The 24,613-nt window shown below is 37.1% G+C and carries 23 protein-coding genes; 10 read left to right on the top strand and 13 right to left on the bottom strand.

The window, feature by feature from the left end; all coding sequences use genetic code 11:
• The first annotated feature begins 179 nt into the window (after positions 1 to 179).
• The 4 genes from F3G75_RS07365 (at position 180) to F3G75_RS07350 (ending at position 2,138) form a co-directional block, all read left to right on the top strand.
• Positions 180 to 710, top strand: coding sequence for an ATP-binding protein (locus F3G75_RS07365; RefSeq protein ID WP_149717097.1), 531 nt, complete (start codon positions 180 to 182; stop codon positions 708 to 710).
• A gap of 141 nt (positions 711 to 851) precedes the next feature.
• Positions 852 to 1,334: an OLD family protein gene (locus F3G75_RS07360; protein ID WP_149717096.1), complete on the top strand. Its 483-nt coding sequence runs from the start codon at positions 852 to 854 to the stop codon at positions 1,332 to 1,334.
• Entirely contained in the window at positions 1,318 to 1,725 is a 408-nt protein-coding gene (locus F3G75_RS07355; protein WP_149717095.1) for a hypothetical protein, read from the top strand. The genes F3G75_RS07360 and F3G75_RS07355 overlap by 17 nt, the downstream gene beginning before the upstream one ends.
• Before the next feature lie 176 nt (positions 1,726 to 1,901).
• Complete coding sequence (locus F3G75_RS07350; protein ID WP_149717094.1) at positions 1,902 to 2,138, top strand: hypothetical protein; 237 nt, start codon at positions 1,902 to 1,904, stop codon at positions 2,136 to 2,138.
• A gap of 33 nt (positions 2,139 to 2,171) precedes the next feature.
• Here F3G75_RS07350 and F3G75_RS07345 read toward each other — a convergent pair whose 3' ends face one another.
• Complete coding sequence (locus F3G75_RS07345) at positions 2,172 to 4,547, bottom strand: ribonucleoside-diphosphate reductase subunit alpha (RefSeq protein WP_149717093.1); 2,376 nt, start codon at positions 4,545 to 4,547, stop codon at positions 2,172 to 2,174.
• A gap of 219 nt (positions 4,548 to 4,766) precedes the next feature.
• A complete protein-coding gene (gene purB / locus F3G75_RS07340) occupies positions 4,767 to 6,098 on the bottom strand; it encodes an adenylosuccinate lyase (RefSeq protein WP_149717092.1) in 1,332 nt (443 codons plus the stop codon).
• A gap of 185 nt (positions 6,099 to 6,283) precedes the next feature.
• Here purB and F3G75_RS07335 point away from each other — a divergent pair, with 185 nt between their 5' ends.
• A complete protein-coding gene (locus F3G75_RS07335) occupies positions 6,284 to 7,198 on the top strand; it encodes a pseudouridine synthase family protein (protein ID WP_149717091.1) in 915 nt (304 codons plus the stop codon).
• Between the two features lie 272 nt (positions 7,199 to 7,470).
• On the opposite strand, the gene rlmN is transcribed toward F3G75_RS07335, so the two are convergent.
• The 4 genes from rlmN to F3G75_RS07315 are packed head-to-tail and all read right to left on the bottom strand — an operon-like array spanning position 7,471 to position 13,320.
• Positions 7,471 to 8,607 carry a dual-specificity RNA methyltransferase RlmN gene (gene rlmN, locus F3G75_RS07330; protein WP_149717090.1) on the bottom strand — a complete coding sequence of 379 codons (1,137 nt, stop codon included), beginning with the start codon at positions 8,605 to 8,607 and terminating at the stop codon, positions 7,471 to 7,473.
• On the bottom strand, positions 8,604 to 9,284 hold the full coding sequence (locus tag F3G75_RS07325) for a purine-nucleoside phosphorylase (RefSeq protein WP_149717089.1): 681 nt from the start codon (positions 9,282 to 9,284) through the stop codon (positions 8,604 to 8,606). The genes rlmN and F3G75_RS07325 overlap by 4 nt, the downstream gene beginning before the upstream one ends.
• Entirely contained in the window at positions 9,284 to 10,039 is a 756-nt protein-coding gene (hisF, locus tag F3G75_RS07320; RefSeq protein WP_149717088.1) for an imidazole glycerol phosphate synthase subunit HisF, read from the bottom strand. Before hisF ends, F3G75_RS07325 begins: the two co-directional genes overlap by 1 nt.
• The gene (locus F3G75_RS07315) at positions 10,036 to 13,320 is read right to left on the bottom strand and encodes a DEAD/DEAH box helicase (protein ID WP_149717087.1); all 3,285 of its coding nucleotides are present in this window, start codon (positions 13,318 to 13,320) and stop codon (positions 10,036 to 10,038) included. The genes hisF and F3G75_RS07315 overlap by 4 nt, the downstream gene beginning before the upstream one ends.
• Before the next feature lie 106 nt (positions 13,321 to 13,426).
• Between F3G75_RS07315 and rsmA the strand changes: the two genes are divergently transcribed.
• The 5 genes from rsmA (at position 13,427) to F3G75_RS07290 (ending at position 19,139) form a co-directional block, all read left to right on the top strand.
• Positions 13,427 to 14,269: a 16S rRNA (adenine(1518)-N(6)/adenine(1519)-N(6))-dimethyltransferase RsmA gene (gene rsmA, locus F3G75_RS07310; protein ID WP_149717130.1), complete on the top strand. Its 843-nt coding sequence runs from the start codon at positions 13,427 to 13,429 to the stop codon at positions 14,267 to 14,269.
• Positions 14,235 to 16,364, top strand: coding sequence for a ribonuclease J (locus tag F3G75_RS07305; RefSeq protein ID WP_188115404.1), 2,130 nt, complete (start codon positions 14,235 to 14,237; stop codon positions 16,362 to 16,364). The genes rsmA and F3G75_RS07305 overlap by 35 nt, the downstream gene beginning before the upstream one ends.
• A gap of 9 nt (positions 16,365 to 16,373) precedes the next feature.
• Positions 16,374 to 17,327 (top strand): KpsF/GutQ family sugar-phosphate isomerase, encoded by a 954-nt coding sequence (locus F3G75_RS07300; protein WP_149717086.1) that lies wholly within the window; start codon positions 16,374 to 16,376, stop codon positions 17,325 to 17,327.
• Position 17,328: 1 nt separating this feature from the next.
• Complete coding sequence (locus F3G75_RS07295) at positions 17,329 to 18,102, top strand: pseudouridine synthase (RefSeq protein WP_009295179.1); 774 nt, start codon at positions 17,329 to 17,331, stop codon at positions 18,100 to 18,102.
• A gap of 197 nt (positions 18,103 to 18,299) precedes the next feature.
• A complete protein-coding gene (locus F3G75_RS07290) occupies positions 18,300 to 19,139 on the top strand; it encodes a tetratricopeptide repeat protein (RefSeq protein WP_149717085.1) in 840 nt (279 codons plus the stop codon).
• Positions 19,140 to 19,187: 48 nt separating this feature from the next.
• Here the strand turns inward: F3G75_RS07290 and F3G75_RS07285 are convergent, their stop codons facing one another.
• From F3G75_RS07285 to F3G75_RS07255, 7 genes are all read right to left on the bottom strand, one after another.
• The gene (locus F3G75_RS07285) at positions 19,188 to 19,667 is read right to left on the bottom strand and encodes a hypothetical protein (protein WP_223154453.1); all 480 of its coding nucleotides are present in this window, start codon (positions 19,665 to 19,667) and stop codon (positions 19,188 to 19,190) included.
• A gap of 26 nt (positions 19,668 to 19,693) precedes the next feature.
• On the bottom strand, positions 19,694 to 20,647 hold the full coding sequence (locus tag F3G75_RS07280; protein WP_107695824.1) for a hypothetical protein: 954 nt from the start codon (positions 20,645 to 20,647) through the stop codon (positions 19,694 to 19,696).
• Positions 20,644 to 21,312, bottom strand: a complete 669-nt coding sequence (locus F3G75_RS07275) for an ABC transporter ATP-binding protein (RefSeq protein WP_107775657.1) — start codon at positions 21,310 to 21,312, stop codon at positions 20,644 to 20,646. The genes F3G75_RS07280 and F3G75_RS07275 overlap by 4 nt, the downstream gene beginning before the upstream one ends.
• Positions 21,309 to 22,418, bottom strand: a complete 1,110-nt coding sequence (locus F3G75_RS07270) for an ABC transporter permease (protein WP_149717083.1) — start codon at positions 22,416 to 22,418, stop codon at positions 21,309 to 21,311. The genes F3G75_RS07275 and F3G75_RS07270 overlap by 4 nt, the downstream gene beginning before the upstream one ends.
• The gene (locus F3G75_RS07265) at positions 22,408 to 22,593 is read right to left on the bottom strand and encodes a hypothetical protein (RefSeq protein ID WP_054197437.1); all 186 of its coding nucleotides are present in this window, start codon (positions 22,591 to 22,593) and stop codon (positions 22,408 to 22,410) included. The genes F3G75_RS07270 and F3G75_RS07265 overlap by 11 nt, the downstream gene beginning before the upstream one ends.
• 1 nt (position 22,594) lies before the next feature.
• Positions 22,595 to 23,716: a nitrous oxide reductase accessory protein NosL gene (locus tag F3G75_RS07260; protein ID WP_149717082.1), complete on the bottom strand. Its 1,122-nt coding sequence runs from the start codon at positions 23,714 to 23,716 to the stop codon at positions 22,595 to 22,597.
• A gap of 66 nt (positions 23,717 to 23,782) precedes the next feature.
• Positions 23,783 to 24,607: an SEL1-like repeat protein gene (locus tag F3G75_RS07255; protein WP_149717081.1), complete on the bottom strand. Its 825-nt coding sequence runs from the start codon at positions 24,605 to 24,607 to the stop codon at positions 23,783 to 23,785.
• Between the last annotated feature and the right edge of the window lie 6 nt (positions 24,608 to 24,613).

The raw sequence follows: 24,613 nt of genomic DNA, 5'->3' as shown, positions 1-24,613 counted from the left end.
ACGTATTTTAAGCATTTTTAACTAAAATTTGATTATTTTTAATTAAACAATTATTTTAATTTTAGTTTTTAAAAATATAGTTTTAAAAATAATGAAACCCTAAGGTAGACTTAACGATATAAATTTTAAAATCATCTTAATCATATACCAATAAATGATATTTTTTAAAGGTAGCATACATGGTTGTTGGGCTTTATTTAAGACATATAAAAGCATATGAGGGCATAAACTTTATTCCTATAGGGTATAAATTAGATTTTAACTTTATAAGTTATGTTGGTAAAAATGGAATAGGCAAAAGTTCTATTCTTGAAGGATTTGATAGTTTCTTTAATGAAAAAATCTACAACATTAATAAAAATGCAACTTCAGGAGAAAGAAATAAACCATTTTTTGTTCCAATTTTTTTAATTAAAAAATCTGATTGTATTTTTCCTGCTCATTGTATAAAAGATATAGATAAACTTAATGATTTTTTCTGGAATATAAAATCGTTATCCGGAAGTGCTGATATTAAAGGCTTTAAAAATATTAGGGATGATTTATTAAAACAAGGTATAACTAAAGAAGAGTATTATCTTCTAATGATCGGTGAAGAATTTATATCAAACAGTAGCCCAAAAATATCTTTTGGAACCTTCACTATAGCGCAAGAATTTCTCAGTAAGGTACTTGATAATAAGAATATAAACATAACAACATCAATATAAACAGAAGAAATTCAAGAGTACAAGAGTGAGCTCGCCAAAAAATATAATAAAATTCTACAAATCATAAAAGATCATTACTCATATATATATTTTCCGGTCGAACTTAATATAGAAAATTTTACAAAAATAGAAACAACAGAAATGCAAAAAGTTTTTGGAAAAAAACTAAAAAAAGAAATAGAAGGTATGCTATCCGGCATTAACCTAGAAGGTGCAAATGGAATTAATACAAGATTAAAGAATTTTATTAAAGAAATACAAAATAGCCTGCGTAATAATTATGAGTATAAAACGGGACGGCAAAGAAACAATAAAATAACAAAAAATGACATAGTAAATAAAATAATTGAAGCATATTTTCAAAAAAGAATTTTGTATAAAAATAATAAAAAAATTAGTGAACTAAGTGCAGGAGAAAAAAGACAAGCCCTGATAGACATAATATCCGCATTTTTAATAAAAACAGATAGAGATTCAGCAACAATTATAGCAATAGATGAACCAGAAAATTCACTCCATACTTCTGTTTGTTATGAGCAATTTGATAGATTAAATAAAGTTTCAAAAAAATTGTCAAGTGTTCATTACTACTCATTGGTATGGATTCTTGCCTATCCTAAATGAAGGCTTTGGTCATTTTTTAACAGAAAAAGAAACAAAAACTAAAAAGGAAATTCTTTTTGACACCTATGATTTATATGACTATAAGGCAAGAGTAAAAAACGATATACAAAAAAGCAAAAATGAAATTCCTCATGATTTTAATTTAAAAAGTATAAATGATTTAGTTCAAGCCATATATTACTCGCTATACTGTGAAAAACCGTATAACTGGCTTTTAGTAGAAGGCGTGAGTGAAAAAATATACTTTGAATATTTTTTTGAGGATGAGGTGAAAAATAATTTAAGAATTTTACCTCTTGGCGGAAATGCAAAAGTTTCAGAAATTTATGAACACTTAGAGCTACCTTTAAAAAAAGAAGATGACAGATTAATAGGCAAAGTTTTTGTCTAATTGATACAGATAAAATAAGACATAAAGAGTATATTAAAGATGGAAATAAACACTTAAAAATTAGAAGATTATGCAATATTGGAAACGATGAAACACGATTATATACACTTGAAAATTTAGATACTACTCAAACTGATATAGAACAATCTTTAAATCCTATAATTTTCAAAGAAACAATGGAAAGATTGGATAAATCAAACAAATATCAGATAAATATACAAAAAAATAATGGAAATACAAGTTTTATTGATAATTTAAAAAGTATTGATTTAAAAAATTATTTTGAAGAAAACGAAGGATCAAATAAAATTAAATTTGCTGAAAAATATGTAGAAATATCTAAAGAGAAGGAAAATAATAAAAAATTTATTCCAACCTGGATATTAGAAATAAAAGTTTTTTATAAAAAGTAAAGCATCAGTTGGAGCACTGATGCTTTATTAGCATTACTGACAACCTTCGCATTCGATCGAGCGGTCAGCCACGTCGTTTAGTTTTTCGCTATCTGGTGACTCAGAGCGTAGATAGTAGGTTGATTTTAGTCCAAGCTCCCATGCAAGTGTGTAAATTTCACTTAGATATCCGCCGCTTGCTTTGTCTAGGCTCATAAATATATTTAGACTTTGACCTTGATCGATCCATTTTTGGCGGATCGCGCCTGCTTTTATAAGAATTCTCTGATCAAGCTCATAAGCTGGCGTGTAAAACTGCCAAGTATCAGGGCTTAAATTTGGCACAACATTTGGGATCATACCGCTTAGGTTGTGCTCAAACCACTTGCGTTTATAGACTGGCTCGATGGTCTGAGTAGTGCCAACAAGGATCGAGATCGAGCTAGTTGGAGCGATCGCCATTAGGTAGCCGTTTCTCATGCCGTCACGCTTGACCTTCTCTCTTAGCCTGTCCCAGTCGCAGACATTTTCGTCAAATAGCCCACCTTTGTCGTTTAAAAGAGCTTTTGCGTTTTCGTTTGCAGTGTCTATCGGCATGATGCCTTTGCTCCATTTTGAGCCTTCAAATTTTGGATAGACGCCCTTTTCTACAGCTAAATTTGAGCTAGCGTAGATCGCGTTATAGCTTATATTTTCCATTATGCTATCAATGAGCGCCAAATGCTCATAGCTGCCCCATTTTACGTTTTTCTCAGCTAGCATTTGCGCCTCACCCATGACACCAAGGCCGATCGAGCGGGAAGCTAGGTTTGTGTGCTTTACCTTTTTATGTGGGTAGAAATTGAGATCTATAACATTATCAAGCATCCTAATGGCTATCGGCACGACACGCTCGATGTCTTCTTTGCTGTTTATTTTGCTTAAATTTATACTTGCAAGGTTGCAAACCGCCGTTTTGCCCTCGATGCTCTCTTTTTCTACGATAAAAATTTGCTTGCCTTTTAGGCTATCAAGTGCGCTAAGCTTTTTGGCTTTTTTAGTTATGCCACTATCAACGGTGATGTCTTCTTCTTCGTCAAATAGCTCTTCGCCGCCGTCTTCATAAGTGATCTTGATCTTATAGTAGTTTGGCGCTGTGTTTTGGAAAATTTCGGTGCACAAATTTGAGCTTCTGATGATGCCCTCGTGGTCGTTTGGATTTGTTTTGTTGGCATTGTCTTTAAAGCATAAAAATGGCATGCCAGTTTCAAAATAGCTAGTTAAAATTTTCTTCCAAAGCTCTTTTGCAAGAATGGTGTTTTTCTGGATATTTTCGTCGTTTTCATACTCTAAGTATCTCTTCTCAAACGCTTCGCCATAAAGGTCGCAAAGGTCGCTTACTTGAGCTGGGTCAAAGAGACTCCAGCGGCCATTTTCTTTGACACGCTTCATAAATAGGTCGTTTATCCAAAGCGCAGGGAAAAGCTCGTGTGCACGGCGTCTCTCTTCACCTGAGTTTTTACGAAGATCGAGAAAATCGCTCACGTCCATGTGCCAAGGCTCGATATAAACAGCGATCGCGCCCTTTCTAGTGCCTAGCTGATCAACCGCTACTGCGATGTCGTTTGTCACTTTTAAAAATGGTATGATACCGCCAGCTGCGTTTTTGTGTCCGTCGATACTGCCGCCCATCGCACGCACCTTGCTCCAGTCCCAGCCGATGCCACCACCAAATTTTGAAAGTAGCGCCATCTCTTTGTAGCTATCAAAAATGCCCTCGATATTATCAGGCGTGCTGCCTACGTAACAGCTACTTAGCTGGTGGCGTGTAGTCCTTGCGTTTGAGAGTGTTGGGGTGGCCAGCATCACTTCAAATTTAGAGATGAGGTCATAAAATTTCTTAGCCCAGCCTTGACTGTCTAGCTCATTTTGCGCAAGGAACATAGCAATCGCCATAAACATATGCTGTGGCAGTTCGATCGGCATGCCATTTTTGTCTTTGATAAGATAGCGGTCATAAAGCGTTTTGATACCAAGGTATGCAAACTGAAGGTCACGCTCAGGCTTGATGTAAGCGTTTAGATCCTCAAGATCGTACTTCTCTTTTAGCCCAGGGATGATGCGGCCTACCTTTTCGCCTTTTACTAGGTAGTCTTTTAGGTGATTGTAGCCGTTAAAGCCAGATACTTTGTGATAAAGATCGTATAAAAATAGCCTTGCAGCAACAAATGTCCAGTTTGGGCGGTCGATGTCGATCTTATCGACTGCTGTTTTTATAAGAGTCTGCTGAATTTCCTCAGTCGTTATCATATCTCTAAACTGGATTTTCGCGTCTACTTCAAGTTCACTAAGGCTTACATTGCTTAGTCCAAGAACTGCTTCGTTTGTATATTTTTTAATCTTACTTATATCAAGCTCTTCGGTTCTGCCATTACGTTTTATAACTTTCAAAAATATCTCTCCATGTTAAATTTTAATTTGGGATTTTATCCAAAAGGAGATAAAAACTCTCTTTGTTAAAAAAGTGATTTTAGATATAAAATTTAATTCGAAAAATAATATTTTATTTTTAAAAAATTAAAAAATTTGATCTTATTTTAAAATGATTGTAAAAATTTTTGAAGTGATATTTTGAAGCAAGAAGCATAAATTTGCTTCTTACATTTAAATTTACTTACCAAAGACTCTGGCGAAAATTTTATCTACGTTTTTTGTGTAGTAGTTGTAGTCAAAGCACTCTTTGATCTCATCTTTGCTAAGGCTCTTGGTTAGATCCTCATCGTTTAGCAAATTTTGTAAAAATAGGCTGTGACCTTGCTCATCTATCGCTTTTTTACCCTCTTGCAAATCCGCCCAGACCTTCATAGCATTGCGCTGAACGATCTTGTAGGCATCCTCTCTAGAGATTCCACGCTGTGGTAGCCGCAAAAGCACGCGCTGTGAAAAGACTAGTCCGCCTGTTAAATTTAAATTTTTCATCATATTTTCTGGATATACGACCAAATTTGCTATCAAATTTTTAATGCGAACCAGCATAAAGTCAGCCGTGATAAACATATCTGGCAGGATAAATCTCTCAACCGAGCTATGGCTGATGTCGCGCTCGTGCCAAAGAGCTACGTTTTCAAGTGCAGGCGTGACGTATGAGCGTAGCACCCTGCAAAGGCCGGTGATGTTTTCGCTAAGGACTGGATTGCGTTTATGTGGCATAGCGCTTGAGCCCTTTTGTCCTGGGCTAAAATACTCCTCTGCCTCATAAACCTCGGTCCTTTGGTAGTGCCTAATGGCAACTGCGATCTTCTCGCAAGTAGAGGCAAGAACTGCGATGGCGCTTACCACATGTGCATAGCGGTCGCGCTGGATCACTTGGTTAGATGCTGGAGCTGCTTTAAGACCTAGCTCCTCGCATGTTAGCTCTTCAAATTCCATCGGAGCGTGGGCTAAATTTCCCATAGCGCCTGAGAGTTTGCCGTAGCTGATCGTATCTTTTGCGTCTTTGATGAGCTTTAGTGCCCTTGCGATCTCGTCGTACCAGATGGCAAGCACAAGGCCAAAAGTTATCGGCTCGCCGTGGATGCCGTGGCTTCTGCCGACCATGAGCGTGTGCTTGTGCTCGTTCGCTCTGTTTTTGACCGCCTGCATGAACTCCTCTACGTCGCTGATGATAAGCTCTAGGCTCTCTTTCATCTGAAGTGCGACGGCTGTATCGATGCAGTCGCTTGAGGTCATGCCGTAGTGTACGAACCTGCTCTCCTCGCCAAGGCTCTCGCTGACGCTTGTTAAAAACGCGATGACGTCGTGCTTTGTCGTCTTTTCTATCTCGTCGATACGAGCCACTTCAAATTTAGCGTTTTTGCAAATTTTCTCGCAGTCGCCATCACTTATGAAGCCAAGCTTATTCCAAGCTTTAACAGCAGCTTTTTCTACCTTGAGCCAAGCGTCGTATTTTGCTTGCATACTCCACTTATCAGCCATCTCTTTGCGTGAGTATCTTTCGACCATTGTTGAACCTTTTTGTATTAGTTTTTCTTTATCATAAAAGTAAATTTTAGCCTTGAAAGCCAAAAATCACATCGTATAATTTTATAAAATTTAAGTTTGGATTATATAAAATCCGTGCTGAAATGTCGGTTATATACTTATAAATTTGTGCTTAAGATAGCTCACTCGTTTTTAAAAGGATTACCTTGCCATATGTAAATAAATTTATTGCCACTGCAAACAAACAAAAAGCGTATGAAATTTTAATGAAAACTGGCTTTAGTATGAGAGAGGCGCAACGACTAATAGATAAAGGTAGGCTGATATGTGGCGGCAGTGTCGTGAGTGAGAAAAATGCCATTTTGAGTGGCGATATTTTTTTGATCGACTATGAGGCTGAGCCAAAGGGACTTAAGCCGATCTTTGAGTGCGAAAGCTTTGCGGTATTTGACAAGCCAAGCGGGGTGCTGAGCCATCCAAATGGTAGACACTGCGAATACTCACTAAATGATGAAATTTACACGCTTTTTGGACGAGATGCGAGCGTGGCACATAGGCTAGACTTTGAGACGAGTGGCGTGATAGTCGTTGGAAAAGACAGAAATTCTACGATAAAACTAAAGAAAATCTTTGAAAATAGAGAGGTTTTTAAAAGCTACGTCGCGATGGTACAAGGTAAGATCAAGCGAGAATTTACGATCGATGCCAAAATGGATCTAGCAAATAACTACGACGATGTGAAAATGCGAATGCAAATTTGTGAGAACGGCAAGAGTGCTGTGACTAAAATTTTGCCGATCAGATATTTTGACGATATCGATACGACTTTACTTCGGGCTATCCCACTCACTGGAAGACAACATCAAATTCGCTTACATTTGTTTCATGTGAAACACAAGATACTTGGCGAACCACTTTATGGCTTGTCACGTCCGCAGATCGAGAAAATTTTAGATAAAGAGATGAGCGAGCATGAACGGATAAATTTAACTGGAGCAAAAAGACTCTTACTCCACTCAGATGAAATTTCTTTTAAATTTGATAATTTTTTTTATAACATAAAAAGTAAATTTGATGCTGAAAGCGAGTTTTATAGGTATGCAAAAGAGAGCTTACTTTAGTCTAAAATTTTTTAATAAATTTCTATTTCTCATAAACCTTTACCTACGTTTTGCCAAAGTTTATCGCTTTTAAATACCACAATGATAATTTTATAGTTTATGTAATTAGTGTTCTATTTTATTTCTTTATGAGAGCTAGGCTTTATCTTGATGTTAGGGCTTAGAATTTATGCCCATCTTTTTCATCTTTTAAAACTTTTAAAATAAGCCCTAATCCAAGTAAAACCACAACAGCAACAAAGACTATCTCGGCTATATCAAGTGCACTCATTCTAACTCACACTGGCTTTACTATTATCTTCAAGTGAATGTTTTTTTAAATTTTTATCGCTGGAAATAGCTTTAAATTTTGCATTTTCATTGCGTTGTTTTAATTGTCCACAAGCTGCACTTATATCAAGTCCTTTACTCTGTCTGATCGTGCAAGTAACACCGTGATCTCTTAGATATTCTTGAAATTTTAGCATGTTGGTAAGCTCAGGTCGTCCAAATTCACTGCCCTCATGTGGGTTAAAATATATAAGATTTACCTTCGCTTTTATACCATGAAGTAGTTTTACCAACTTTTTAGCATCGCTCACGCTATCGTTTAAATCCTTGATAACGAGGTATTCAAACATCACGCGTTTGCGCATATCGATAGGAAATCCCCTAACAGCATCCATAACAGCCTCAATATTATACGCCTTATTTATCGGCATTAGACGGCTTCTAAGCTCATTAGTAACAGCATGAAGCGATATGGCCAATAACACACCAAGATCCATCTCACCAAGCTTTTTTATCTGGCTGCCAAGGCCACTAGTTGAAACGGTTTGACGACGTGGAGATATGGCTAGACCCTCGTTAAGAGCTAAAATTTTGATCGCTTTACTAACGTTAGCAAGATTATCAAGTGGCTCACCCATACCCATATAAACGACATTTATGCGTCTTTCATAAGGTATCTTATTCTCTCTTTTTATCCATAAAATTTGCCCCACAATCTCGCCTGCAGTCAAATTTCTAACAAGCCCGCCCTTTGCTGTTAGACAAAAAGCACATCCCATTTTACAGCCAACCTGTGAGCTAACACAAACTGTATAACGAGCATGGCGACTAATCTTTCCATTCTCATCACTAATCTCCTCTTTCATCGGGAGTAAGACACTCTCTATCTTTAGCCCATCTTTTAGCTCAAAAAGATACTTGATCGAACCATCACTACTTTGCTCAAATTTTACACATTTTAAAGGATCGATATAAAATTTTTCAGCCAGATCTTGACGCATATCTTTAGGTAAATTTAGCATTTGGCTGAAATCGGTTGCATTTTTCTTATATATCCACTCGTAGATTTGTATTGCTCTAAATGGTGGAGAAACTAACTCTTTTAGCTCATCGATACTAAGATCAAGCAAATTTATCACATATTTTCCTTTATATATTTTGTTAGAATTTTCTTAGCCTCTGCGTGATTTTTTATAAAATCAGCATGTGCATTTTTATCACAAAAATTTGTTGCTACGAAAATTCCATAAGCTGGAATTTTAAAAATTTGAGCTACTTTTAGAACAGAAAAAAACTCCATATTTTCTAAAAAGTAGCCTTTTTCAAACATTTTATGAGCCAAATTTTTGTCTGTTGTTATGAAATTTGATGAATTTGTTTTGATAGTTCCACGTGAAACGATAGAAGGAATTTCACACTCGATAGGCGAGTAAGATCTATTTTCTACGCTAGAAATTTCTATATTTGCCCCAACCGAACTTTCATAAATTTGTAAAATTTCACCATCTTTATAAAGACCAGCTGAGCCAACGAAAACTATTTTTTCTGGCATCTGATATAAATTTCGTTCAGGATTTTTTGACAAATTTTGGCTTATATTTTTTAGCTCTGGATTTGATGAGTTTGCAAATTTAGCCTCGATCTTTGCAAGATATTGCGGATCGATATTTTTTAAATTTATACCCTTTTCATCCGCTCCAATACATGCTCGTTTCTGCAAAAATTTTGTCAAATTTATCGCCATATCAACTAGGCCCACACCCATTGGCAAAGCAAAGTCAAAAATTTCGTTTTTTCCAGCAGAGATAACTAACATCAGAGCCTAACCTCAACGCCATTTGCCTTGAGATACTCTTTTAGTTTTTTTATCTCGATTTCGCCAAAGTGAAATATCGAAGCAGCCAAACACGCATCAGCCCCGGCTTCAAAAGCCTCTTTAAAGTGCTCCATCTTACCAGCGCCGCCACTTGCGATAGTTGGTATAGAAAGCGTGCTAAATACCTTTGTTAGCTCAAGATTAAAGCCTTGTTTGACACCGTCATTATCCATGGACGTTAGTAATATCTCCCCCGCTCCGCGTAACTCAACCTCTTTAGCCCAAGAAAAGGCATCTTTTTTGGTATCAATCCTGCCACCATTTATAAAAACACTATAACCATTTTCAATCTTTTTAGCATCGATCGCCACTACAACACATTGCGAGCCAAATTTCTTAGCTGCCTCATTGATCAAATTTGGATCTTGTATAGCTGATGAATTTAAGCTTACTTTATCGCAGCCAGCATTTAAAAGGCGAGAGATATCATCGATCGTGCGTATGCCTCCGCCAACTGTTAGTGGGATAAAAAGCTTACTTGCGACCTTTTTTACGACATCAACTATCGTATCACGCCCAAGATGAGAGGCAGTGATATCCAAAAAGCAAAGCTCATCAGCGCCCTCATCATTGTATCTTTTAGCTATCTCGACAGGATCTCCAGCATCGACAAGCCCTACGAAATTTATACCCTTTACAACTCTGCCATCTTTTACATCAAGGCATGGGATTATGCGTTTTGCAAAATGATTCAAATCTGTCCTTTATCTATTTTTCTAGCAGCTACCTCGAAATATGGCAAATTAGACCAATTTTCTCGGTTACCAACTATATAAACAACCTCTTTTGCTCTTGTTAGTGCTACATTTAGTAAATTTGGCGTACTAGCAGCCCATGCTCTAGCACCTTTTGTAGCACCACCAAGGATAAAGATAACAACATCAGCTTCTTTGCCTTGCATGGTGTGAATGGTACCAGCCCCTTTTAAATTTTTACAAACATCTTTAAAAGGTGTTATTATTTTAACACTATCTTTTAGCTTGGCTAGCTTACCATCTAAAAGCCCTTTAACGATCATGCCTTCGGCTTTATTATAATTACCTATCCATTCATCACTACTAACATCAATCCATTCTGTTTTGATGTTAGGGTCACTAAGCTTACTTTCACTATCTCTGCCAAGTATCATCATATCATCATATGTTGTCTCGTTTGAAATTTTAAACATAGGGTTGGCGCACCTTCTATGAACGATAAGTGGCGAACCAACCCAAATGGACTTACCCTCTCCTTTTATATATGTACCAATATTTCGTACTTTATCGGCTCGAAGTTGAACTGATGATTTTAGTAGATTAAACTCATCTTTTGCATCACAGTAGCGTAAAATAGCATTATTTAAAGCTGGTGGTAATGTTACAACAGGCTCAAGTTGAAGTGGATCACCAACTACAACAGCCATGTTTGAGCGAAGCAGTGCGCCTAATGCGTTAGTTAAATTTGCCTGCCCTGCTTCATCTATTAAGAGCAAACCTATATCGCCATTTAGTAGCTCTTTAAAGGTATTATTAAAAGATGCGAAAGTAGAACTAACAACTGGTATTAGCAAAAACAATCCTTTTATTATTTCACGTCTATCTTTAGATTCAAGTCCGTTTTTCTCAGCCATTTTTTCATCATTAAATATAACGCTAAGAGCTCGTAAATTTGTTCTAACAGCTTCTTTGCAAGCAAAGATAGTGGCTTTATGCAGATTAAGCGCTTCTTTAAAAAGCTTGATTCTTGCGTTAAAAAGCTTTGTCTTATAAAATTTCTCATCAAGGCCAAGCTCCATCATAAATGGCATACTCTTTTGCATTTCTTCATTACTCTGATTAAAACTACCATTTAAAAAGTTATCAAGCTCTTCACTTCTGCCAATTAATTTTTGACGTCTAATAAAGTCATCATTAAGCTTGCTTAGATGGTCTATCTTGGTGTTAAGTTCTAAAATTTTCTCTTCAAGCTGAGTTATTTGAGCTTTTAGTTCATTTAATTTTGCTTCACTCTTCTCTTTGTTTTCACTATTTTGTTTGCTTGCTTTCAAATTTTGCTCAGCTATTTGGCGATTTATTTCACTAACTTTTTGCGCTTCATTGTTATATTTTTCAAAAGCTTGTGTCTTTAAAATTTGCTGGAAAATAAAAAATGATGGCTTTGGAGGCGCACTCAGATACTCTTGTAAAATTTCATTTTGTCCGATAAGCTTTGTTAGCTCGTTAGCTTCCGTAGCCTTTTGCTCTAGCTCATTTTTGCTCAAATCTAGCTCATCTATTAGTGGCCTTAAGAGCTCATCTATTTGCTTTGCTGAATTATAGTTATCAAGTCTTTTATCGATATTTATAAGCTCGCTATTTATACTTTTTAGCTCCTCTTCTTTGATCCTGATCTCACTAAAAAGTAGATTTACTTCGTGTAGGGCTTGATTAAATTTCTCCTTTGCCTCGTCGTAATCATCAACTCCTTCGCCAGTAGCCAAGTATTTGCCAAGCCCCATTAAAAAGCCATCTTGTTCTATAAATTCTTTAAATTCTTTTGAAATATCTTCAAACTGACTATGCGTTTTTTCGATCTTTACGCCATTAATCGCGTTAAAAACAAAATTTGACTTATTTTGCTTTGAGCCAAGAGGTATGCAAAAAAGCCCCCATGCAGGTTTTGAGATAAAAGATTTTTCTCCAAAATTTGTCTTTTCATCAGCCGAGAGAAGCCTTGTAGCTATAAATTTAAAATAATCAATCTCGCCTGCGTAGCTACCGATGCTTTTTAGTTGGCTAAGCTCTTTACTTAAAATTTCAACCGCACCGTTATTACAAGAGCTAACAACCATCTCATAGCCCTGAAGTTCTTTATTTAGAGTGAAATAAAGCACCTTATCGCTACTATCTCGAACTGGTGCAAAGATATCATGTCTACTCATTTGTGCGAGCTTTATCGCTCTAAGCGTAACGACTTCAGCCATTACGTCTTTTAAAAGCGTTGTTTTGCCAGTACCTGGAGCACCATTTACGCTATAAATTCCACCACTTTTTTCTTTAAATTTTTTAATGATGTTATTAACAGCAATTTGCTGCGAGAAATTTAAAGCAAAGTCGCTAGCAAAGGCCGATCTTGGATATTCTTCTGCTTTAAAAAAATCTCTAACAAGCCTTTTATTTTGCTCATCTCTTACATCAAGTCTTTCAAATTTATTCTCACTGCCCTCGTCCAAAAACTGATCCGTTAGCTCGTGCGTCCTACCTGACTCGTAAAATTTTATAAGCAAATTTATATCATCTATGAAAAAGCTATTTAAAAGGCTATCATTTTCTTTAAAATTTGGATCAGCGATCCTTACTTCAAGCCTTAAGAAATCATTACAAAATGGTGTTTTAAGCGCACTTTTTAGCTCATCGTTTATAAGCTTTATGTATTTACCAAATTCCATTTTTTCTTTATAGATAGATAGCTTATCTTTTATGTGCTCACACTCTTTGCTAAAGTCGCTTTGGCTTATCTCTTTTAGATGATCTAGGCGAGCCATTGCCCAAGGAGCTGTTGAGATGAAAAGATCATCAGACGAGTTTGGTGTAAAAAACGGAGTTAAATCATCATCTAAATCTACATCTTTTAAAGCAAAATTTTGATCATCTTTACAAAATACCAAATTACCAGCGAGCTTAAGCTTATAACAAAATGCCTTTTCAAAGCTCGTTTGCTCAGATCGTAGCTCATCTAAAATTTGCTCTTTTTCAAATTTTGAATTTGCTAGTTTTGAGATATAAATGGCAAGCAAGTCAGTCTCAAAAATACCGCCATAAATAGAAATTTCTATACCATTTTTTAAAAGCGACCTATCAAATACCCTTAAAATTTGTAGAAATTTCTCATCAAAATTTGCGATCTCAAGGTCTATTGATTTTTTAAATTTGGTATTTGTCTTTTTTGGCTCGTCTAAGGTTTTTGGCTCTAAATATTGTGATAATAAAAAGTATTTTAAGGTATTTGCTTTGCTCAAATTTATGCCCTATTTCGTTATTGTTTAGTGATTATAATCCATTTTATATATGATTAAACTAAACTTGTAATCATTGTATAAGTAATTTTTGGCTAATATCGCGGCTATGATAAAGGCAAAAAAGTACTTTGGACAGAATTTTTTACAGGACAAAGCGACACTAGATAAGATCATCCAAGCGATACCCAATGACGTAGAAAACGTTGTTGAGATTGGGCCTGGCTTAGGTGATTTGACATTTAGACTTTTGCAAATTTACAAGACGACCTGTTTTGAGATAGATTGTGAGCTGTTTCAAATTTTAAAGGCCAAATTTGCAAATGAGATCCAAAATGGACAATTAAAACTTTTTTGTAAAGATGCATTAGAGCAGTGGCAACAAGAGGGCGGACTAAGTAGCGAGAACTACTTTTTAGTCGCAAATTTACCCTATTACGTTGCTACGAAGATGATACTAAATGCAGTAGATGACGAAAAATGCCTTGGGCTTATCGTGATGGTACAAAAAGAAGTTGCTCTTAAATTTAGTGCAAAGAGCAAGGATAAAGAATTTAGCGCTTTATCGATCCTTGCTTCACTTCAAGGCAGGTGTGAGCTTTTGTTCGATGTGGATGCAAAGCTTTTTAATCCACCTCCAAAGGTAACATCTTCAGTCATCAAACTACAAAAAACAAAAAAGATTTTTGGCAAAGACGGGATTTTCAAAGATGCAAAACAATACGAGGCTTTTAAAGTATTTTTAAGAGCTGCGTTTGCTTCTCCAAGAAAGACGCTTTTGAAAAATTTATCTACAAATTTCGAGAAAAAAGCGTTAGAAGAAATTTTTGAAAGCCTGACCTTAAACCAAAATTTACGTCCACACGAGCTAGATGTCGATTCTTATCTAAAAGTATTTGAAAGATTAAAGGAAGATAATGAACGACAAAAACGAAGAGAAAGTTGTAACTAACCAAAGTAAAAACAACAAAAGACGAAGATTTAGACCAAAAAATAAACCAAAACAAGAGGGCGAAACTACTGGGCAAGCTTTACTAGCAAGTAAAAGTGTGATAGATAACTTCTTTGCAGCAGAGCAGGCTGAAACTGAAACGCACGCCAAGCCAAAGAGCCAAAATTCTCGCCCAAAAAAGCCAAAAAATAACAAAAATCAAAACAAAAATGGCGAAAACAATAAGCCAAAAGAGCAAAAACAAGAATCACAAGAAACAAAAACCACAACACAAGAACAAAAAGAAAAGCCAAAAAAGGCTAAAAAGCCAAAGAAAAATTTACCAGCTAAGCTAAACGGCAATGAACAATGGCAGCAAGATATCGCAAGTGCAATGGTAGCAAACAAGGCCGTTCACGAGCTTCGTCTGGAGCCGATGAAGTATCTAAACTCAAGCGAGCATAAAATTCGCATAACTCCACTTGGCGGTCTTGGCGAGATCGGCGGTAATATGACGATATTTGAGACCGATACGAGTGCTATCATCGTTGACATCGGCATGAGTTTTCCAGGCGAGAGTATGCACGGCGTGGATATACTAATCCCTGACTTTGACTACGTTCGCAAGATAAAAGACAAGATAAAAGGTGTCATCATCACTCACGCGCACGAAGATCATATCGGTGCAGTACCATATTTTTACAAAGAGTTTAAATTTCCGATTTACGCTACACCTTTGCCACTTGGTATGATAAACAATAAATTCGAAGAGCACGGCTTAAAGCAGGAGCGCTCACTTTTCCGCTCTGTCGAAAAAAGAAAGCCATATCTAATAGGCGACTTTGAGGTTGAGTGGATACACATAACTCACTCTATCATCGATGCTAGCGCTCTAGCCATCACGACAAAGGCGGGCACCATCATCCACACGGGCGACTTTAAGATTGACCATACGCCGATAGATGGCTATCCAACTGACCTTGGCAGACTTGCATACTACGGTGAAAGAGGTGTATTATGTCTAATGAGCGATAGCACGAACAGCTACCGCGAAGGATTTACCAAAAGCGAAAGCAGTGTTGGCAAAACCTTTGATGCGATTTTCTCAAAGGCCAAAGGACGCGTCATTATGAGCACATTTAGCTCAAACATTCACCGCGTCTATCAAGCGATCGAGTGGGGGCTAAAATACAACCGCAAAGTCTGTGTCATCGGTAGATCAATGGAGAGAAATTTATATACTGCAATGGAGCTTGGCTACATCAAGCTTGATAAGAAAATTTTCATCGATGCAAACGAGGTTGGCAAATTTAAAGATAACGAAGTGCTGATCGTTACCACAGGCTCTCAGGGTGAGACGATGAGCGCACTCTACCGAATGGCTACCGACGAGCACAAATACATCAAAATAAAGCCGACCGATCAGATAATAATCAGCTCAAAGGCGATCCCTGGTAATGAAAGCAGTATCTCAACTGTATTAAATTTCCTAATAAAATCAGGTGCAAGCGTCGCTTATCAAGACTTTAGCGAGATCCACGTCAGCGGTCACGCAGCACAAGAAGAGCAAAAGCTGATGCTACGTCTTATAAAACCAAAATTTTTCTTGCCAGTTCACGGCGAGTACAATCACATCGCAAAGCACAAAGAGACAGCTATAAGCTGCGGCGTAGACGAGAGAAATATCTATCTAATGAGCGATGGCGATCAAATGGAGATCTGTCAAAAATACTTAAAACGTGTAAAAACGGTAAAAACCGGCAAAGTCTTCATAGACAATCAAATAAATAAACAAATCTCAGACGATGTCGTCATCGATAGACAAAACCTTGCTGAAGCAGGTGTCGTCATGATAATCGCTCAAATTTCACGTCATGGCGCAAAGCTTATAAACAAGCCTCGTGTCATTAGCTACGGCCTTGTGGGCAATAAACAAGATGCGGAGTTTAGCAAGGAGATGCAAGAAATTTTGACGCAGTTTTTAAGCAACGTCAAAGAGGAGCTTTTGAAAGATGGCAGACTGCTCGAGTCACAAGTACGTCAAGTGATTAGAAAGCATATCTTTAGAAAGGTCAAAAAGTACCCAACTATCGTGCCGATCATCTATCTAATGTAAGGGAAATTTATGCAAACAATCAACCAAATCGCAGCCGAAGTTTTAAAGATAGAAGCAAACGAGCTTTTAAGACATGCTAAAAACTTAGAGATAGAAGATGCTGTAAATTTGATATTTAATACAAAAGGTAAGGTCATAGTCACAGGCGTGGGCAAGAGCGGTCATGTAGGCGCAAAGATCGCTGCCACGCTTGCAAGCACCGGCACGCCAAGCTTTTTCTTGCATCCAACAGAGGCTATGCACGGCGACCTTGGCATGATAGAAAAAGATGATGTTTTGTTAGCCATTAGCTTTAGTGGCGAAAGCGATGAGCTTATCAAAATTTTACCTCACGTAAAGCGCTTTGGCGTAAAAATCGTCGCCATGGCAAGGAGTAAAACAAGCTCGCTTGGTAAATTTAGTGATGCATTTATTAGCATAGATGTAAAGAAAGAGGCCTGCCCATTAAACGCTGCTCCAACAGCATCAACTACGCTAACGTTAGCTCTTGGCGATGCATTGGCTGTTTGTTTGATGAAAAAAAGGGGCTTTAAAAAAGAGGACTTTGCAAATTTTCATCCAGGTGGTAGCCTTGGCAAGAGGCTATTTTTAAAGGTAAAAGATGTGATGAGAAGCGAAAATTTACCGATAGTTCGCTGGAATGCAACCCTGAAAAGCGCGATCGATACGATGACGCATGGCAAGCTTGGCACGGTTTTAATAGTCGATAAAGATGGTGTGTTAGACGCCCTTTTAAGTGACGGCGATCTTAGGCGTGCGCTTATGAGAGAGGACTTTGATTTAGACGAGCCAGCGATGAAATTTGCAACCTTGCATCCAAAAGAGATAGATAACAAAGAGATGTTAGCTGTAGATGCGTTAGCCCTTATAGAAAAGTATAAAATTCAGCTTCTAGCCGTCGTAGAAAATGGCGTGCCTGTAGGCGTTTTACACATCCACGACCTTGCAAATTTAGGACTATAAAATGGAAAAAACAAGATTAAATAAATTTATCTCACATAACACAAACTACTCACGCCGTGAGGCTGATGAGCTGATAAAAGCTGGCAAGGTTAGCATAGCAGGACGTGTGGTGAGCGACCTTGCTACAAGCGTAGATGAAGATGACAAAGTGCGTATAAATGGCCGTTTGATAAAGCTAAAGAAGGAATTTACCGTTATCGTTTACCACAAACAAAAGGGTGAGCTAGTTAGCAAGAAAGATGACCGCGGACGAAAGACGATCTACGACACGTTAGATAAGAAATTTGCCAAATTTGTTAGCGTGGGACGCCTAGACTACGCAAGCGAGGGGCTACTTTTACTAACTGACGCCCCAGCGATCGCCACAGCGCTAATGAATAGCGACTTGGAGCGCGAATACTATCTAAAGGTAAAAGGCGAGGTGACAAAAGAGGTGATAGAAGCGATGACAAATGGCTTTTTCGCCAAGGACGCCACCAAAGGCGCTCACGCAAAAACAACTATAAAATCAATGGAATTTAAGCCATTTCTAGCCTATAAAGTCTTTGGCTCAAGCGGTGGTTACACAAAACTAAAAGTCATCATCAACGAGGGTCAAAATAGGGAGCTTCGTCGCTTCTTTGGCTACTTTGACCTTGAAGTGATGGATCTAAAACGTGTTAGTTTTGGGCGTGTTAGCCTTGATATGCTAAAGCCTGGCAAATGGCGCTACTTCGAAAATAGCGAATACGAAGACCTAAGAGACTTTTTAAAAGTTAATAACGTTAGATACTAACTTTTAGTTTGCCTTCTCTAATAAAGAGAGGCAAGCTAAATATATTTTTAAAACACACACCAGAATTACAAAAACTAATAAAATAATATATAAATTCATTTTACATATTAACCAAAAGATAAATAGATAATTAACAATAATCTAAGTTTTAAAAGGACAAAATATCGTTTAAGAATTTTGTAAAAGATGGAGTAAAAATGAAAAAAATTATCTTTTTGTTTGTAGTTTTGCTATCTACTGGTTTTTCCAAAGATCTTTTGCGGCTTGGAGCTGAAGCTTATATTAGAGGAGACTATAAGACAGCAGTCGAGCAGTTTGAAAAAACTTGTGATAGCGGTTATGTCGATAGTTGTGGTGTTTTAGGAATGCTATATATGAATGGTCAAGGAACAAAGCAAGACTATAACAAAGCAGCAGAACTATTTGAAAAAGCCTGCAATGGTAAGAATATTGAAAGTTGTAGTATTTTAGGAGTTTTTTATGAGAGTGGACAAGGAGTAAAACAGGATTACCTTAAAGCAGCAGAACTGTATAAAAAAGCTTGTGACAACAATTTTCCCGAGAGTTGTCACAATTTAGGAGTTTTGTATATAAATGGTCAAGGAGTAAAAAAAGATTACCTTAAAGCAGCAAAGTTACTTGAAAAAGCTTGCGATGGAGAATATGCTAAAAGTTGTCATAATTTAGGTTTCTTATATACAAATGGTCAAGGAGTAAAGCAAGACTATCACAAGGCAGCTAAACTATTTGAAAAAGCTTGCAATATTGACTTTGTTGAGAGTTGTCATAATTTAGGTTTCTTATATACAAATGGTCAAGGAGTAAAGCAAGACTATCACAAGGCAGCTAAACTATTTGAAAAAGCTTGCAATGGGAAAAATGCTCAAGGTTGCTATAATTTAGGATTTTTGTATGTAAAAGGACAAGGAGTAAGGCAAGATTATCGCATTGCAAAAGAATATTTTGGTGAATCTTGTGATCTGGGGCATCAAAATGGATGTGACGCCTATAAAAAACTAAATGAAAAAGGCTTTTAATACCAAAAACAACCTAGCGAGCTCTAACAAATTTAGAGCTTCGCAAATTTATATCTTATTTTCTGAAAGTAGGATGTTTATATATGGATTTAGTAGCGTCTCACCACGTGCTGCGTATAGTAAGACCTCTTTAAAATAGTTGTCATTTATGCCATATGTGTGAAACTCGTACGCCCCTATGCCATATCCCATAGGCGTGATATCAACCCTTGAATACCACGCATTTTGCGCTAGGATGTAGCGATTCGTATCTCTTGAATAGACATATAGCTTGATCTTATCTTTGCTCTTTTGCGCCATATACCAGATAAAAGAATTTGTGATGTCGTTAAAAAAGTAGATGTCGCCATTTGGCATGATGGCTTGGGCTGTGTCGTTGTTATCAGCGATAAGTGTCCTACTCTCATAACATATAAATTTATTTGGCATAAGTTGCTCGATCGGCTCTGATTTGCTGTTATTTAAAACTAAAATTTTATCATCACTTATGTCGGCATTATAGGCAAGTACGGCTAAAACTAGAGCCAATAAACACAAAGAAAAAATTTGTTTTATCAAAATAAAAATCCTCTTAGCAAATAGTATTTGAGTACATAAAGCGAGCATATCAGCACGCAAACGCCTAGCCAGATCGATGAAAATTTAAGCTTGTGCGAGTAGTTTGTCTTTGTGATGATCTCAACAAGATATGGCATAAGACCGTAAAAAACGCCCAGAAACAAACTGCCCCAAATGAGATAGCCAACATAAAAATAGTCACCTTTTAGCATGCAGTATGGACATTTATGGTTTGGTTGCTCGTAAACGTAAAGGCCAAAAAAGTAGGTGATGGCATAGTAGCTAAGCACCAAAAACAACAAATTTGCCACAAAGCTAGCCATACTTTGCTTTAAAAAATTTAGCACCAAAATGACAAAAAATAGTACATAAAATACGCTTACTAAGCCAAAATTTGTATAGCCAAATGGTAGCTTTGGAGCTTGAAAAGTGACAGAGCAGCAAAAGACCGGCACTTTTAGTGGAATATTGTAAAAAAACGAAATTTCTATACCAAGCTCAAGTAGTATCATGACAAAAAGGCAGATAAAAATGGCGTATTTTTTCTTTAGATAGGGGAAATTTAGAGCCTGCAAGTCAAGCTTATTTATAACTAACCAAATACCAAGCCCAAAGATCAGCAAAATTTTAGTGAGCATCAATATACCACCAAATTTATTTGAGCCGATCACGCCAGCTGAACACATAGCACCAGGCACAATATCAGAGAGTTCATTTAGGCAAAGTGCAAAGAATATAAACAATACGATCTTGATACAGACGCAAAAAAGCAAGATCGTATTTACAAGGTAGTTTTGCTTTTCAAGTGAGTATTGAAGCGATGTTAGTGCGTTATAGTCCCACGACCTCACGATCCTAACGACATAAAAGAGCGAAATACTCATCAAAACTAAAAGTACAAACTCCGCTAACAAAAAGGCAATAACGGCGTTTGATAAAAAGACACTCATACTATCTCTCCATTTTGCAAGCTGACAACCCTATCTGTTGCACTTAGCTCATCAAAAATGCTATCGTGAGTAGCAACGATAACACTCTTTTTTAGAGCTTTAAAAGACTCTAGTAAGCCCAAAAATGCACGTGCGTTTTGTCTATCTAAATTTGCCGTTGGCTCATCAGCCAAGATGATGTTAGCATCCATAGATAAAGCCCTAGCTACTGCACATCTTTGACGCTCGCCACCACTTAAATTTGATACGTTCTCATCTTTTTTATGAGCAATATTTGCGAGACTTAGAGCCTTTTTTATCATCTCATCTCGCACATTTGCCTTGAAATTTGTTAGAGCAAATGGAGCTAGTAAATTTTCATAGACACTTAGTCCCTCGATGAGGTTAAAATTTTGAAAGACAAGTCCAAGCCTTTTGTGCCTAAGCTCAGAGCAAAAGGCATCAGGTAGCTTTGCGATGTTAGTGCCATCTATCAAAATTTCTCCACTAGTTGGCTTTTGAAGTAGGGCGATAAGAGAAAGTAGGGTACTTTTACCGCTTCCACTAATGCCTTTTAGTATCACTAGCTCGCCGTCATTAATATCTAAATTTATATTTTTTAAAGCACAAAACTCATTTTGTTTGTTTTGGTTATAAACTAGGCTAACACCTCTTATATTTATCATTTTAGCCCCTCATTTATGTCACTACTTGCTACTCTCCATGAAGGTATGAGCACAAACGCTAAAAATGGTATCACACCAAAAACAAAGATCAAAAAGAGCTTATCAAACTCTAAAATAGGCGTGAAATTTGTAAAATTTAAAAGCTCATCACCTAAAAATATCCCTTTTAAAAGTGGAGCGTTTAATACAAAAATAAAGAGATAAGCCAGCATAACACCGAGTAAAAAAGCACTAACACTAACGATGAAATTTTGTATAAATTTTAAAAATATAATATCTTTTATACAAAAACCAATGCTCCTTAAAATAGCTATTTCACGCTTCTTACTACCATAAGCGAGTGAAATTTGGTTTTTAAGCAAGACAAAGAATATAAGCATAACGCTAACGTAAATGCTCATAAAAATTCCACCTTTATAATAGTAAAGGTGCCTAACCTTAGCCACCTCATCTTCTATACTAAGAGCGAAAGAATTTGGATATAAATTCTCTATCTTTAAAGCTACTTCACTGATCTCATCGGTATTTGGCACCTCAACGTAGAGCTTTGTATACTCTTCATCTTTTAAATTCAAAATAGCCCTTAGCGTATTTGGATGCAAAAATATAGCGTTATTTGAGATTAAACCACTTTGTACCGGCATAGTCTTTAATATCTTTACTGGTATCATGCGCTCTTCAGTTAGAAAATTAAAGCTCTCGTCGTAGTAAAGCTCATTCATCGCCGCCTTTACACCTTCTCCGACGATCATCTCATCCTCTTTTAAGCTATCATCTTCATATAGATGAAACCAAACATGCTTTTGAACGAAGTAGTACTCTCCATCAACTACACCCTTTACATCACTTACGCCATCAATCTTCGAGATATCGTAGATATAGCCAGGGTGCATGAGATCATTTTTGCCAGCACGAAATGCGCTCACTACGATACTTGATCTATCTTTTACTAGATTTATAAGATCATGTTGGATCGATCCAGAGATGAAAAGTACCGAGCTTAGCACAAAGATAATGAGTGCAAAGAGGCAAAAGCTAAAAAGGTGATCCTTTCTATCTTTAAAAAGCAGAACCACAGCATAGTTTATAAAATTTTTACCTATCATAGACAAAGCCTTTTTGTCCCTTTTGGTTAAAACTAAAAGCAGCATTTGCTCTTGTTATCTTAGAAATTTCTCTTAGCTCATCTTGCTTTGCTTTATGATCAAAGCTAAGATAGTGTGCCGCTAAAAGTGTATAAGAAAGTCCAAAAAATAACGCCAAAAAAACTAGAAATTTCACACTATTTACCGATAAAATTCTTTATCTCGTCAAATCTTATGACACCTTTGCCAGCATGATCTTTTAAAAAGCTCTCTGCCTTTGCTTCATCTTTAAATGGGATAAACTCATCACCCATTGGTCCATAAACGTTTGAGCCGTGAACATAAAACGCATATTTTGCATCAAGCTTTTCTAGCGTGTAATAATCGCTCACATAAGCATCTTTCATTTTGCCATCCGCAAAGTAAAATTGTGCCATATCTTTTACGCCATCAAAATAATAATCCTTGCCATCTGCTTTGATGAGTGTCGCCCATGGAGAATTTTTGACAAGCATGCCACATACCGCACATCTTGCGCCCTTTGGCACGACTATTCTCTCAGGTTTTTTTATTTCTTGTTTAGCTTTTGAAGCTTGGTTGCTAGTACCTAAATTTGCTGGAGCGTCCCATAGATAAAGAGCAGCGGCTTGCAAGTGCTTGTCGTACTCTGGAGCTTTGTTAGCCTCTTTTGCGTCGCATACTTTTTTAAGATGAGCTTTTAGCTCAGAGATAGCTTTAAAGCTTTTTGGATCTGTTTTTTCGCAGTTTGCTTCATAAAATTCTTTACCATGCGCATAAACGCCGTCCTCGCGCTTAGCTTTTATCATTTTATTATCGCCCTCGAAATCCTGTCCAGCGATCTCGTAAGCTTTAGCAAAATTCATTATCTCGCCGCCATTTTCTGCTTGAAATTCTTTTGCGTCAGCCTCAGTTGAGAAGGCATATTTGCTATTTCTAGTCATTGTGCCTTTAACACTACTACCAACTACGTAAAATGCCTTGTTTACATCGATCAAATTTAAATTTTTAGTATCTACAACTTGTGCGTCGCTTGGGATCTTACCTTCTGTTAGCTCGTATAAGCAGTGCAGAGATGCTACTTGCTTGCCGTTATATACGTGATTGGTCTTATAAAATTTAACCAAATTCATTCCACAAACAGCACAATACTCCTTACCCTCGCCACTTCCTACTAGTGTAGCCTTGCTAGGATCCACGCTTTGAAACATCGGTTTCATTTTGACAGTTTGCTCATTTGCCGAAGCACCAAAAATCAAGGTTGCTAGTAGTGCTGAACCCAAGATAGAACGTAAAATCATATTATCTCCTTTAGTATTTTTTATATTTATAAGCTTTAAATGCCACTAGGCTAGCTTTATCAAGCATCAATGCTTTCCTAAAATTTCTAAATTCTCACACGCTTCTTTTAAGCCATTTTTGCAGCTTCTAGTAAAAATTTCACGCGCTTTCTCCACGTCTTCTTTTACACCTTTGCCTTCAGCTAGCATGATAGCGTAATTATTGCAGCCCTTTTCATATCCATATATGCATGCTTGCTCGTAAAGCTTCGTGGCTTTTGTAAGGTTTTGATCAACGCCTTGTGCATATACATATAAAAAGCCGAGATTATCACACCCTATGCCAGCTTCGTTTGCACAAGCCATTTCGTAGTTTGCTTTGGCTTTTGCATAGTCTTTTTCTACACCTTCGCCCTGCGCGTATAGATAGCCAAGGTTACTACATCCTATGCCGTCCCCTGCTTTGCAAGCCTTTTCGTAAAGCTCTTTTGCCTTTTTAATATCCTTTGTTACGCCGGTGCCATTTGCATAAAGCAAGCCAAGCTCCGTGCAACCCTCATTATCCTTGCAAGCCTTTTCATAAAATTTAACTGCTTTTTCTAGGTCTTTTTCCACGCCTTCACCTTTTTCATAGACGTAGCCAAGGTTGCTGCAAGCCATAGAGAAATTTTGATCACAAGCTTTTTCATAAAGCATTGCTGCCTTTGCTTCGTCCTTTTTGACATTGCCGTCGCCCCTGCTGTAAAGCACAGCTAGATTGTAGCAGCCCGATGCTTTTTTCTCTTTATCGCAAGCATCTTCATAAATTTGTGCTAGCTTGTTGTGATCATCTTTTGCGCTTAAAGCCTCTTTGATATATCCAGCATTTAATAGCCCCAAACAAGCAAACAATAAAACCAAACTCTTTTTCATCATATC

Origin of the sequence: Campylobacter concisus, assembly GCF_902460705.1 — a bacterium.
Lineage (GTDB): Bacteria > Campylobacterota > Campylobacteria > Campylobacterales > Campylobacteraceae > Campylobacter_A > Campylobacter_A concisus_Z.
This window is presented reverse-complemented; position numbering and strand designations above follow the sequence as displayed.

Bases quoted from the DNA above. Each gene is read 5' to 3' on its own strand.
- F3G75_RS07365 (WP_149717097.1), top strand. From the start codon at position 180: ATGGTTGTTGGGCTTTATTTAAGACATATAAAAGCATATGAGGGCATA.
- F3G75_RS07360 (WP_149717096.1), top strand. From the start codon at position 852: ATGCAAAAAGTTTTTGGAAAAAAACTAAAAAAAGAAATAGAAGGTATG.
- F3G75_RS07350 (WP_149717094.1), top strand. From the start codon at position 1,902: ATGGAAAGATTGGATAAATCAAACAAATATCAGATAAATATACAAAAA.
- purB (WP_149717092.1), bottom strand. From the start codon at position 6,098: ATGGTCGAAAGATACTCACGCAAAGAGATGGCTGATAAGTGGAGTATG.
- F3G75_RS07325 (WP_149717089.1), bottom strand. From the start codon at position 9,284: ATGTTAGTTATCTCTGCTGGAAAAAACGAAATTTTTGACTTTGCTTTG.
- rsmA (WP_149717130.1), top strand. From the start codon at position 13,427: ATGATAAAGGCAAAAAAGTACTTTGGACAGAATTTTTTACAGGACAAA.
- F3G75_RS07305 (WP_188115404.1), top strand. From the start codon at position 14,235: ATGAACGACAAAAACGAAGAGAAAGTTGTAACTAACCAAAGTAAAAAC.
- F3G75_RS07300 (WP_149717086.1), top strand. From the start codon at position 16,374: ATGCAAACAATCAACCAAATCGCAGCCGAAGTTTTAAAGATAGAAGCA.
- F3G75_RS07295 (WP_009295179.1), top strand. From the start codon at position 17,329: ATGGAAAAAACAAGATTAAATAAATTTATCTCACATAACACAAACTAC.
- F3G75_RS07290 (WP_149717085.1), top strand. From the start codon at position 18,300: ATGAAAAAAATTATCTTTTTGTTTGTAGTTTTGCTATCTACTGGTTTT.
- F3G75_RS07280 (WP_107695824.1), bottom strand. From the start codon at position 20,647: ATGAGTGTCTTTTTATCAAACGCCGTTATTGCCTTTTTGTTAGCGGAG.
- F3G75_RS07275 (WP_107775657.1), bottom strand. From the start codon at position 21,312: ATGATAAATATAAGAGGTGTTAGCCTAGTTTATAACCAAAACAAACAA.
- F3G75_RS07270 (WP_149717083.1), bottom strand. From the start codon at position 22,418: ATGATAGGTAAAAATTTTATAAACTATGCTGTGGTTCTGCTTTTTAAA.
- F3G75_RS07260 (WP_149717082.1), bottom strand. From the start codon at position 23,716: ATGATTTTACGTTCTATCTTGGGTTCAGCACTACTAGCAACCTTGATT.
- F3G75_RS07255 (WP_149717081.1), bottom strand. From the start codon at position 24,607: ATGAAAAAGAGTTTGGTTTTATTGTTTGCTTGTTTGGGGCTATTAAAT.